Source organism: Jilunia laotingensis (assembly GCF_014385165.1).
Classification (GTDB): Bacteria; Bacteroidota; Bacteroidia; order Bacteroidales; family Bacteroidaceae; genus Bacteroides; species Bacteroides laotingensis.
The window spans coordinates 4619563-4632246 of sequence record NZ_JACRTF010000001.1 but is presented as its reverse complement, the minus strand read 5'-3'; the positions used below and the strand labels follow the sequence as shown (position 1 = coordinate 4632246).

7 protein-coding genes are annotated in these 12684 nt (G+C 36.4%); 6 read left to right on the top strand and 1 reads right to left on the bottom strand.

The annotated features are described in order from the left end of the window. The first annotated feature begins 46 nt into the window (after positions 1-46). The gene (locus H8744_RS18215) at positions 47-1066 is read left to right on the top strand and encodes an o-succinylbenzoate synthase (protein ID WP_262436216.1); all 1020 of its coding nucleotides are present in this window, start codon (positions 47-49) and stop codon (positions 1064-1066) included. A 10-nt stretch (positions 1067-1076) separates the two neighbouring features. Further along, the gene (locus H8744_RS18210) at positions 1077-2165 is read left to right on the top strand and encodes an AMP-binding protein (RefSeq protein ID WP_305067537.1); all 1089 of its coding nucleotides are present in this window, start codon (positions 1077-1079) and stop codon (positions 2163-2165) included. A 14-nt stretch (positions 2166-2179) separates the two neighbouring features. On the opposite strand, the gene H8744_RS18205 is transcribed toward H8744_RS18210, so the two are convergent. Next, on the bottom strand, positions 2180-2773 hold the full coding sequence (locus tag H8744_RS18205) for an RNA polymerase sigma-70 factor (protein ID WP_262436214.1): 594 nt from the start codon (positions 2771-2773) through the stop codon (positions 2180-2182). 163 nt (positions 2774-2936) lie between these two features. Between H8744_RS18205 and H8744_RS18200 the strand changes: the two genes are divergently transcribed. From H8744_RS18200 to H8744_RS18185, 4 genes are all read left to right on the top strand, one after another. Beyond that, positions 2937-3923 (top strand): FecR family protein, encoded by a 987-nt coding sequence (locus tag H8744_RS18200; RefSeq protein ID WP_262436213.1) that lies wholly within the window; start codon positions 2937-2939, stop codon positions 3921-3923. A 284-nt stretch (positions 3924-4207) separates the two neighbouring features. Then, entirely contained in the window at positions 4208-7726 is a 3519-nt protein-coding gene (locus H8744_RS18195) for a SusC/RagA family TonB-linked outer membrane protein (RefSeq protein ID WP_262436212.1), read from the top strand. Positions 7727-7752: 26 nt separating this feature from the next. Continuing rightward, the gene (locus tag H8744_RS18190; RefSeq protein WP_262436211.1) at positions 7753-9525 is read left to right on the top strand and encodes a SusD/RagB family nutrient-binding outer membrane lipoprotein; all 1773 of its coding nucleotides are present in this window, start codon (positions 7753-7755) and stop codon (positions 9523-9525) included. 82 nt (positions 9526-9607) lie between these two features. Next, entirely contained in the window at positions 9608-12682 is a 3075-nt protein-coding gene (locus H8744_RS18185) for a GEVED domain-containing protein (RefSeq protein WP_262436210.1), read from the top strand. The last annotated feature ends 2 nt before the right edge of the window (positions 12683-12684 follow it).

Below are 12684 nucleotides of genomic sequence, written 5' to 3'. Positions count from 1 at the left end.
AGCCTTTTTTAAGTACGACACCCTTATGTAAATTTGAGCTTTATACATGTATGATATAAAAATTATTCCTTACCGGCTGCATTTCAAACAGCCGGCAGGGACTTCTCGTGGAACTTATACTACTCGTGACGTGTGGTATATTCATCTTACTTCCGATCTATATCCCGGAAGGATTGGTATAGGGGAGTGCGCTCCTCTTCCTAATCTGAGTTGCGATGATGTGCCGAATTATGAAGCTGAGTTAATACATATCTGCCGGCATGTAACTGAAACAGGTGCCATTGATCATGAACTGTTACGTTCGTATCCATCAATCCTTTTTGGGTTGGAAACAGCTTTTATGCATTTGAAAACAGGTTCATCGGCATTTTGGGATACTGCTTTTTCCCGGGGTGAAGCTGGAATACCTATCAATGGATTGATATGGATGGGGAATTATGCACAAATGCTGAAACAGATTGAAGCAAAGATGTCCGCTGGGTTCCGCTGTATCAAGTTGAAGATTGGAGCGATCCGCTTCGAAGAAGAACTGTCATTACTTCATTTCATCCGAAGTCATTTTTCTGTGAATGAAATAGAACTCCGTGTCGACGCAAACGGAGCCTTTACCCCAATGGATGTTATGGATAAACTGAAACGATTGGCTGAATTGGATTTACATTCTATAGAGCAACCTATTCGGGCGGGGCAATGGGAAGATATGGCTCGGCTTGCAGCTTCTACTCCTCTTCCTATTGCGTTGGATGAAGAGCTAATCGGTATAAATAATCCGGTAGATAAACAACGGTTACTTGATATGATCCGTCCTCAGTATATAATACTGAAGCCTTCGCTTCATGGGGGTATTATTGGAGGACATGAATGGATTGACGAAGCTGAGAAACGTAATATTGGTTGGTGGATAACATCTGCGCTTGAATCAAATATAGGATTGAATGCGATAGCGCAATGGTGTGCAACGTTTGGTAATCCGTTACCTCAAGGGCTGGGTACAGGGTCGCTTTTTACAGATAATATAGAGATGCCGCTTGAGATTAGAAAAGATTGTCTTTGGTACAAGCCTTAATATAATGAATATGCAATTTGATAGATCAAAGCAAACATTACTATTGGAAGGACGGGAATATTCGCGCGAAGATATACTTATAATGTCTACTGAATTATCTGAAGATACTTCTTCTTTTTTGAAAGAACTTTTATTGTTCCTGGCAGATTGGTTTGATGAAAATTCTTTTATGAGAGTTCAAACGTCCGGTTCTACAGGAACTCCAAAAGTTTTGAATGTGCGTAAGGAACAAATGATGCAAAGTGCCCGTTTGACTTGTGAATTTTTAAGTCTTCATGCCGGGGATACAGCTTTACTTTGTATGCCTTTGCAGTATATAGCCGGAAAGATGATGGTCATTCGCGCTTTAGTGGCTGGATTGAATTTGTTGTTACGTACACCTTCCGGACATCCTTTGGTTGATTTAGATAGGCCTATAAACTTTGCCGCAATGGTACCCTTACAAGTTTTCAATTCCCTACAAGTTCCTTATGAGAAAGAACGCTTATCTCGAATAGCTAAACTCATCATAGGGGGGGGAGCAATTGATATGGCATTGGAGAAAGAAATTCATTCATTACCTGGAGAAATTTATTCTACTTATGGGATGACGGAAACGCTTTCACACATTGCTTTACGACGTTTGAATGGTCCTTTGGCTTCTTCATCATATGTGCCTTTTTCTTCTGTGCGGCTTTCTCTTTCTACTGAAGATACATTAGTTATACATGCACCCTTAGTTTGTGACGAAGTCTTAATTACTAATGATATCATTAAATTTAATACAGATGGAAGTTTTGTTGTTCTTGGAAGAAAGGATAATATTATCAATAGTGGAGGTATTAAAATACAAATAGAGGAGGTGGAAGAGTTGATTAAACCATCTTTTCCTTTTCCATTTGCCATAACCTATGTAGCTGATTCGAAATTGGGACAAACGGTAGTGCTTTTAATAGAGTCAGAGATTGATAAGGATTGGATAAATAACGAAATTGCCTTAAGATTGGATAAATATCAGCGTCCTCATTATATCTTTTCAGTTACGCATATTCCAATGACAGGAAGTGGAAAGGTTGATCGGGCTAACTGTCATTTGTTGGCAGAGAAGCTTTTACGGTAATTTTTATCTTACTTTTATAAACGATGATGCAAAAGGAGAAATAAAAGGGGAAGATAATCTTTCAATTCAATACGAAGAATTTTTAATGCTTGTCCTATCCTATAATTTATAGTTTGCGGAGAAACATTCAATTTTTGTGCTATTTCTTTATGAGTTAGATGGTCTTTACGATTCATCTCATAGGATTCACGAAACTCTGCTGGTAATTTCTCCAATGCCTTATTATAAAGTTTTATTAATTCGTTTTCTAAATAAAAGTCAGGATCAGCAAACTCCTTTTCGTACTTATCTGCTATTTCTTGATGTACTTTGCGTTTTACTTCATAATGCGTAATCCGATTTAAAGCTTTATTTTTTACGATAGTAAATAGTAAGGTTTTGAGTGTAAGATCAGCAATCAGGCTTGAACGATTCTCCCAAAGCCACATCATGGTATCTTGTACAATTTCTTCGGCTTCGGATAAAGGCACGTATTGGGAACAGAAAGCGCATAAACCGCGAAAATAATACCTATATACGTTTTCAAAAGCATATTCGTCACTTTCTTTTAAAGCCTTTATTACATCATTATTATCATTAATATTCAAAGGTTTGGTATCGTTCCTCATTTTAAATTATTAAATAACAAAGCAAACATACTTATAATTTCTACATTTTCAAAATGATTCACTAAATAATATTTTATTTTGTATTCCATTTAGTATCTTTGCCATCATAACTGTATTACTAATATCAATAGTATGTAATAAGGTAAAAAGAAGATTGAACAACATGGATGAAACAAAATTACTAAGTTACCTAAAGGGAGAACTTGGTGACGAAGAGGCCTTACAAGTGGAGTCATGGTGTGATGCGGCTCCCGAAAACAGGAAAATACTGGAGCAATTATATTACACAGTGTTTTTGGGGGAGCGTGCTGCTGCAATGGATTCTGTAAATGTGGATGCTTCTTTGACACAATTAAAAGACAAAATAAAACAAAAGGAAAAAACGACGAGGTATTCTCCCTCTATAAAATGGAAAAATTATGCTATTCCTTTGGCAGCTTTCCTCACCGGTATTGTTTTTGCTGTAGGATTCTCATTCTTGGTGCTAAATAAAACGTCTAATTTCATCGTTGCTACAACGTCTGGGCAACGAGCGCAATTTGTACTGCCTGATGGTTCCAGGGTCTGGTTGAATTCATCTACTCAATTGGCGTATAAAACTTCTTTATGGAGTCGTGAACGTCAAGTTGATCTTACTGGTGAGGCTTATTTTGAAGTTGCTCGTAATGAGCATTCTCCTTTTATTGTTAATAGTAAAAATGTGAAAGTACAAGTGTTAGGTACAAAATTTGACGTGCGTGCTAGGGCTGCTGAAGATAGGGTAGTCACAACATTGTTGAAAGGTTCTGTACGCGTTGATTTACCTGGAGATAATAGGGATTATGTACTTAAGCCTGAACAAATATTAGACGTGAATACAGAAACACTCCATGCTAAACTCTCGCATTCGTCGTCTGCCAAAGATGTGTTATTATGGATGGATGGCAAGCTGAAATTTAAGCAGGCTACTTTTGAAGAAATAACGAGCTGTTTGGAAAAGCATTTTGATGTACATTTTATCTTTTCTGACGAGGTATTAAAAAAAGAACGCTTTACGTGTGAGTTTCTAACCGATAATGATATAACCGATATATTAGATGTTTTATCTTTGACGAAACATTTTCAATATAAAATGGAAGGTAAACAAGTTCATTTATCTTTTAAGAAATAATATAGATAGAATTAATAAACTATTATAATTCCTCAAAGCCGGAACTACTGCTGATGACAGTATAGAGGCTTTGAGGATTTTTTTTTTGTTTTTTTTCTCTTTTCTTTTAGTAACTCTAGGTTATCAAATGTATTATTATCGTAAAATGAGAATAGAAAAACATAAATGATAACCAAATATAAGAATAATATGATGAAAGGCATTCCTTAATATTGTATTTAATGTGTAGTGAAACTACATTATTGAGAGTATTTCAGAATTTGTTAACATTAAAAGAATATTAAATGAGAAAAATTACAAAATGCAAGTGTCGGATCTTGCTATTATTTCTTTTCCTTTTTATTCCGACTGTCATGAGTGCATCTGCACAAGAGTTTTTATTAAATCTGGATTTTGCAAATGTTCCCTTGAGTAAGGTTCTTGATGAAGTTGGCCGTCAGGCATCACTTTCTGTAGTTTACAATACAAAGGATGTTAATCCTGACAGAGTAGTATCCATCAAAGCTTCTCGAGAGAAACTATCAACAGTTATGGCAAGATTATTGAAGAATTCAAATGCTTCTTATTCTGTAAAAGATAAATATTTGGTTCTTTATACAAAAGAGAATGTGGCAGCTCCTAAAGCCGTACAGCAGGTAGGAAAACGTCAGATCAAAGGAATGGTAACAGATGAAACCGGTGAACCTTTGATTGGAGTGAGCGTGCTGGTTCAAGGTACTACTATGGGTACTATTACTGATATTGATGGTATGTATTCTTTGGAAGTGCCTGATAACAAAGCTTCATTAGAGTTTACTTATATTGGATATCAAAAAGTTATTTTGCCAGTTTCAAGTTCTTCTTCATTTAATGTAGTCATGAAAGAAGATGCTCAACAGTTGAGTGAAGTTGTCGTTACAGCTATGGGTATCGAACGTAAGGAGAAATCGTTAACTTATGCAACACAAAAAGTGAGCGGTGATGAACTTATGAAAGTACAAGATGCCAATTTTGTAAATTCTTTGCAAGGGAAAGTTTCTGGTATCACTATTACACCAAGTGCCGGTGGAGCCGGTGGAGCATCTAAGATAGTGCTTCGTGGTAATAAATCTGTATTAGGTAATAATAGTCCATTGATTGTTGTCGATGGTATTCCTCTTACAAATGATATTAACGGACAGAAGGATGTTCAAAGTGGTGGTTCCGGTTTAACTTATTCGAGTTCCAGTGAAGGTTCTGACCCGTTGTCTATGATTAATCCTGATGATATAGAGAGTATGAATGTCTTGAAGGGTGCTAATGCTGCTGCATTGTATGGTAGTAAAGCAGCCAATGGTGTAATTATGATTACTACTAAAAAAGGTAAGGAGGGCAAAATCGATATAAATTATTCTGCAAATATAACTTTTGAAAAGCCTTTAGTGACCCCAAAAATTCAGAATGTATATGGTGCTGCAGTTAATTTGAATGCAAACACATTGTCTGTAGATAGCTGGGGGAAAAAAATCTCGGAATTGACTCCGGAAGAATTAGCATACGAAGGTGCTCGTTTAAGAAACTATGCTGCTAATGATGTAGATGACTTTCTTCGTACTGGGGTTAGTTACAATAACTCTGTTTCGTTGAGTGGAGGATCAGAAAAGATTCGCTCTTACTTCTCTTATGCCAATTCACATTCTGATGGTATGATTCCTAAAAACTCTTACAATAGGAATTCATTTTCTTTCAGACAAAACTATTCTCTTTTTAATGATCGATTAAAAGTAGATTTATCAATGAATTACATTCAGGCTGTTACCAAAAATCGTCCAGGTGGAGGTACTGCTTTGAATCCTCTTTATGACCTTTATACAATGCCACGTAATATTGATATGAGCTATTACAAAGATAATTATGTAAATGAAAATGGATCGTGGACTACGGCTCTCCAAGGACATTATATTAAAAATGAAAATGGTGATTGGGAATGGGCAACAGAGAGCAAAGAATTAACAGGGCCTCAGCAACAATGGGCTTATGCTTCTAAGGGTCATAACAATCCTTATTGGTTGGCTAATAGAAATCAAAGTAGGCAAGAAGAAGAACGGGCGTATGGTTATATTACAGCAAAGCTGAATCTGATGAAGGGATTGGATTTTCAAGCTCGTTTAAATATTGATCGTACTAAATCTACCGGAACGACTAATAGATGGGCTACAACTTGGACACCCGCTGCTATGGAAGATTATGGCATGTATGGGCAAGATCTGACAAAAATTACTGAAATTTATGTGGATTATCTTTTGAGCTATAATAGAGATATAAAGGACTTTGCAGTCTCGGCTACAGCAGGATGGGTAGGGCATACTATAAAAAGTGATCTACAAAAAATTTGGGCGAACGCTACCATATATGATCCTATGAGACGCGAACTGCCTTCTGTAATTAACTATTTTTATCCTATGGCTTCCGAAGGTAATACAAGTGGAAGAACATATAGCCCTACATCCAACTGGGATAAAGCGCTGTTGTTTACTGGACAAATAGGATTTAAAGAAATGGTGTATATTGATGGTAGTTATCGTCGTGACTGGTATCGTCCTTTTAGATACTTCTATAAGACTAGGGGGACTGCCACAAATTACGGTTATTTCGGACTTGGAGCCAATGCGTTAGTGGATAAAATATTTAAACTACCGGAAGACATTAATCATTTTAAGGTAAGGATGTCATATAGTGAGGTAGGTAATAGTATTCCAAATAGTGCATGGAACTCATCTACAACAAATATGGTTACTGGAGCTGTAAATATTTTAACTATTGGTCATTATGATAATCCTATACCTGAAACAAATAAATCATTTGAAGTTGGATTTGATATGGCTCTATTTCGGAACTCATTAGAATTGGACTTTACCTATTATAATGCAACTGCGGATCATTTGTATATGTTAAATTCTGTTCAGGGAGGTAAAACAACTCCTTCTAATTCAGGTAAAATTCGCAATTCTGGTATTGAATCTACAGTAACTTATTCAATGAATTTAGCGAAAAATTTCTTATGGAGAACTTCTGTGAATTTTTCCTTGAACAACAATAAGATATTGAAAACTGCATACAATGAGGATGGAACTGAAGCACTGGTCGAACAGCAAATCGCCAACGGTAAAATTCAAGTAAAATATGAAGAAGGAGGTACTTATGGCGATATGTATGCTACCGATTTTGATCGTAATAAGGATGGAAGTATTAAACTTTCTTCAACTGGTAGACCTAAATTGTCTAATGAGAAGTTTGGTGTATATGTTGGTAATATGTATTCCAAGTATCAATTGGGTTGGAGTAACTCATTTACTTACAAAGATTTCAATCTATCTTTTTTGATTAATGGAAAAATAGGTGGAAAAGTTATCTCCTTTACAGAAGCTGAATTGGATAAATTAGGTGTTTCTGAACGTACGGCAAATGCCCGTTTAGCTGCTGAAGCAGATCCTTCATTAGTTTGGAATGGAAAACCGGCTCTGTACATGCCAGACGGAAATCTGGCACCTATCTCAGAGTATTATCAAGGTATTGGAGGGGATGTAAATGCTACTCAATATATATATGATGCTACCAATTTTAGATTGAGAGAACTTTCCTTAGGATATACTTTCCGTAATTTGTTAGGTGCTTCCAAACATGTATCAATATCTTTCATTGCTCGTAATTTATTCTTTATCTATAAAGATGCTCCTGTTGATCCAGATATTTCTCTTTCTACACAAAATGGTCTGAGTGCATTTGAAATATTCAATATGCCATCGTCACGTTCTTTCGGATTCTCACTGAAAGCAAATTTTTAATAGAATAATTAATAAGATTTTAAATTATGAAAAAATATATTTTATCAGCGGTATTTCTGGCATTTGTAAGCGTTGGTTTACAATCTTGTTTGGATTTTGATGATCCGTTGGATGAGTCATTGTCTAGTGATGTAGAATTTGAAGATGAGGTCTTTCATGGTAAAGCAGATAGTATTAACTATCATAAGGAGATTTCAGCAGATGGTTTTGCTGAAGCAGAATCAACATTGAAACCTTATTTTGGCCAGATGTTGACTGCACAATATGCAATGCGAGGTGGAAAAGAGGCTAATTTGCCGGGCGCCCATGCTTATCAGTACCAGTTCAGTTTAGGTGTGGATAATTATGCAGGTTATTTTTGTTTACCACATAATTTTGACGGAAGAATTAATTCTACCTATTATATTAATACTGAATTTAATTCAGGGCCTGAGGGGTCGTATAGTATTGTTAAGAATGGTTTAGCACCCATGTTGAATCATCCAAAGATTGATTCAATTCCAGAGATGAAAGCTATTGGGTTATTACTTTTCGACTATGCTTCTCAAGAAATGGCCGATATATATGGTCCTTTTTCTTTCTTTAATTATAAAGAGAATCAGCAGAAACATCCTTTTACCTATAATTCAATGAAGGATATTTATACGAATATTGTAGATAATTTGGATACGATATCTGCTTGTTTGAAAAATTATGATAATCGTCCTGATTGGTATAAAAAGAAAATTACATCTATATTAAGAAGTTATGATGCGGTAACTCAGGATTGGTCGTTGGATACTTGGAGGCGTTTTGCTAATTCGTTAAAACTGAGAATGGCAATGAGAGTTGTGAAAGTATTACCGGAAAATGCAAAAAAATGGGCCGAAGAAGCTGTGAAAGATGGAGTAATAGAATCCACTAATCAAGAGGTAGGTCTTTTCCCTAGTTTAATTGGTTTTACTAATCCGTTGGTTGAGATATCGGAGACTTGGAGTGACACCCGTTTAAATGCCTCTTTTGAGAGTTTGTTGATGAGTTTAAATCACCCATATACTGAATATCTATTTCGTAAAAATAGAAATGCTTTGATTAATGAAAATGATCCTACCCAGATTTTGGAGCCGGATACAAGAATAGTCGGGCTAAGAGCAGGTACAGAAATGATTCCGGGACAATCCTATGATAATAATCCACGAACCGCTTATTCACGTTTAAGTTCAGCACCAATGGCTAATGCACCTCTTTATTTGATGAAATTGTCGGAAGTTGATTTTTTGAGAGCTGAAGGAAAACTTTATGGATGGGATATGGGAACAGAAAGTACAGAATTCTTTTATTATAGAGGTATCGATAATGCCTATGTTGAAGATAGAAATAGTGGTTCTCCTGATTATACTTCCAGATTGGCTGCTTACAAAGCACGTGAGTCAGCAGTAGAATATACTTATATTGATCCGATGAATGAGGCTAACAATATTGGTAGTGTAACTAAAATAGGTGTGAAGTGGAATGAAGGGGATGATCCTGAAGTTAAATTAGAAAAAATTATTACTCAGAAATATATAGCTCTTTTTCCATATTCTTATGAAGCATGGAGTGAATTGCGTCGTACGGGATATCCAAAGATATTTCCGGTATTGAATGTCGAGGATGGTGATGGAAGTTTGGCTGAAGGCGATTTGATTCGTAGAATGCCGTTCCCGGGAAATACTGCAGCAATTCAGTATGATATTGCTAACTCTGGTTTGGAAGCCTTGGGGGGCGATGATTTACAAGCAACACGCCTTTGGTGGGATGTTGATGCACCAAATTTTTAATAAATAGTGACTAAAAAGGATGGATAATGCTTGAAAAAGAGCATTATCCGCTTATTAATACTAATCTATAAAACATAAAACAATGAGAAAGATTACTTTAGCATGTGTTGCAGCAATGTGCTGTTTAACATGGGGAAGTCCGTTGATGGCTCAAGACGATCTACCGCCTTCGGCTTCTACTGAATTATTTGATTTTACTCCTTTTCAGGATAAAATTATGTTGGACTTATTTTATGAAGCATTACAAGCTGGACGACAGTATCCAACAATAGCAGAATTTGAAGCTGTTGGTTTTAATGAGCTTGATATTGAATTTGCTCGTTCTCATGTACGCCCACGTTCTGTTATGATAGATAAGAACAAGCAGTTACATACTGATTTGTATGAAAAACGTAACTTGTGGATGAATATTCCGACTGGAATTGGTAAACAAATTGGTGGTTTCCCTAGTGGAAAATTCAGTGAAGATGTGTATTCTATGTGGAATTATACTAATTTGTTTGGTTCATGGAATCATAGTTTTTTTCAAGCTCCAGGTGCATGGGTTGATGCTGCTCACAAGAATGGAACGGATATTTTCAGTGGAATTAAATTCTTTGAGAGTTGGACCGCTGGAAGTGGCGATGGTGAATATAGTGCTTTGATCGGACAGAAAAATCCTGATGGAAGTAAATATACTTTTAAGTATTCTGAAGCGTTGATTAACTGTTTGATGTTTTTTGGTACGGATGGTATCAATTATAATTGGGAAGATAACAGTTACTCAGATGAGGATGTAGTAGCTTTCCACAAAGAATTGTATAAAATTGCTGCAGAAAAGGGGTTCACTAATTTCCATATCGGTATTTATACTTCTCAATCAGCTTTGACGGCTCGTTACGTAGATGCTTTATACGGTACAAAAGAAACTGGTAAAACAACGGATTTAATGTTGAATTATTCAGGAGGTGATTTTTCTTACAACATCGGTTCTTCTGTGAAAGTAGCTGAAGATGCGTATGGTGATGCTTCTGGACTTTATACTGGTGTTTGGATTGTTTCAATGGATAGACGTTGGAGTGCATTACAAGAAAATGATGATGCTAAAAGAGCCGGTGTATGCTTGTGGGGTGAACATGATCAAAGTCGCTTTATGAGTTATAATGTTGGTGCTACTTCTATGGAATTCCAATCTAACTATCAAAAACTATTAGAAAGAACTTTTTCTGGAGGAAACCGTAATCCGGCTAATTTGTTACCTATATCCGATACTGGGAATAATTGGGAGAAGGACGGTGAAAAAGAGCCTTTATCATCTTTCTGTGGTTTAGCGTCTTTTATTCCGGAACGTACAGCAATACAAGGAGATTTGCCTTTCTCCACTCATTTCTCTTTGGGTAATGGCGAACGTTATAATTATAAAGGAAAGAAAGCGTTTGGAAATTGGTATCATATGGGGGCTCAGGATGTTGTTCCTACTTATCGCTGGTTGGTATATAATGCGGGAACAACTACCGTTTCTACTGAAATTCAGCCTTCATTTACTCATGAAGATGCATATATTGGTGGTTCTGCTTTACGTTTGGAGGGAAATGCTACAGATAAAGGAACAGATGTTGTACTTTATCGTACAAAGTTAAATGTAACCAGTTCAAAACCTGTTGCAAAAGTTGCATTAAAATCAGGGGCTACAGGTAGTGAGCCATCTCGTCTATTTGTAATTTTAAAGAAATTAGACAATGATCAATGGCTCGAATTCCCTGTTGGTAACACTGAAGGTGCTACTTGGCAGGAAAAAGAGATTGGATTGTCAGGAATTAATACCAACGATGTGATTGAGTATATCGGACTTCGTGTGAAGGGGGCTTATGCAGGTAATTATAACATGTTGGTTGGTAAACTTGAATTGAGTGATGATCGCATTGCGACACCGGCATTCATCAAGGCTAATAGTCTGAAAGTCGAAGTTAAAGAAGAAACGACAAAGTCATTATCTGTAAAATTGAATTGGGCTATAGATCCTACAAACTTGAATACTGATCGTGCAGATTGGGGAATGATTTATAATGATGAAGCTAATATCGATCACTTCGAGATAATGTATAAAAATGGTGCTGATGGTAAAATTGCAGAAATAGCACGTACAACTTCTTGGGCAGGTTTTGCAGGAAATATTATTTTTGAAAATGATAATGATGAACCATATATTGGTGTACGTGCGGCTTCCGTTGACTTGAAAACATATTCTCCAGTACAATGGGTGAAAGTTGAGCGTTCTACTTCTCCGGATCTTCCCGCATTTAAGGATAATACTTATTGTGAATCGGTAATGAATCCTGCTGCAGAAGGTGCCGATATAGCTCGTGAACAACGTTATGTAGAATCCTTTACAACGACTGGTGCTGATCAAAACTTAGATTATCATGCCAAGGCTCCTCAACCTGATGGAACACAATATGTAGATGCAACAGATCATATACTGAAAGTTAAACAAGGCCAAACAATTACACTGTCATTCAAAGCCTATGATACCAGCAACTTGAGTAAAACTGATGGTTTACGTTTCTGTTTTGCTAAAGGTTATATGGATTTGGATAAAAGTAATTCATTTGAGCCTGATGGAGATGAGTTATTATTCGATTTAGGTGAAGTAAGAAAAGGTACTCCTGAATTTGAAACTGAGGGATATACGAAGGAATTTACAATCCCTGCCGATGCAGCAGTTGGTAAGAGCCGTCTTCGCGTTGTATTCTCAGATGCATGGTTTGCACATCCTGGACCATGTGGTCAGACTGCCAAAGGGTTCTCTATTGATTTCGGTGTAGAAATAACAGGTGATAATGATCAGCGTCCGGTTGCTCCAGATTTGCATGATCAAGGTGAGGCTGACGAACCAGACCGTGTAAGAGATGAAGATCCTACAACTCCTCCTACTGGTGTAGAAAAAGTTGTATCAGAAAATGCCGGTTTCTCTAAGTTCTGGATGAGTCCTGCAAACGATGTTGTATTCTTTAAAGATGTAGAGAAAGCATGGGTTTATACGACTACCGGTCAATTGGTGAAATTTATCACTAATTATCCGGAAAGTGTAAATGTTGCAGATTTGGCTTCAGGTACATATGTTGTTAAAATGCAATATAACAATGTAATTCGTAGTCAGAAACTGTATAAAAAATAAAC

What these genes read in the sequence shown, in the direction of transcription:
- H8744_RS18195 (WP_262436212.1), top strand. Translation starts at nt 4,208, where the DNA reads ATGAGAAAAATTACAAAATGCAAGTGTCGGATCTTGCTATTATTTCTT.
- H8744_RS18185 (WP_262436210.1), top strand. Translation starts at nt 9,608, where the DNA reads ATGAGAAAGATTACTTTAGCATGTGTTGCAGCAATGTGCTGTTTAACA.
- H8744_RS18205 (WP_262436214.1), bottom strand. Translation starts at nt 2,773, where the DNA reads ATGAGGAACGATACCAAACCTTTGAATATTAATGATAATAATGATGTA.
- H8744_RS18215 (WP_262436216.1), top strand. Translation starts at nt 47, where the DNA reads ATGTATGATATAAAAATTATTCCTTACCGGCTGCATTTCAAACAGCCG.
- H8744_RS18200 (WP_262436213.1), top strand. Translation starts at nt 2,937, where the DNA reads ATGGATGAAACAAAATTACTAAGTTACCTAAAGGGAGAACTTGGTGAC.
- H8744_RS18190 (WP_262436211.1), top strand. Translation starts at nt 7,753, where the DNA reads ATGAAAAAATATATTTTATCAGCGGTATTTCTGGCATTTGTAAGCGTT.
- H8744_RS18210 (WP_305067537.1), top strand. Translation starts at nt 1,077, where the DNA reads ATGCAATTTGATAGATCAAAGCAAACATTACTATTGGAAGGACGGGAA.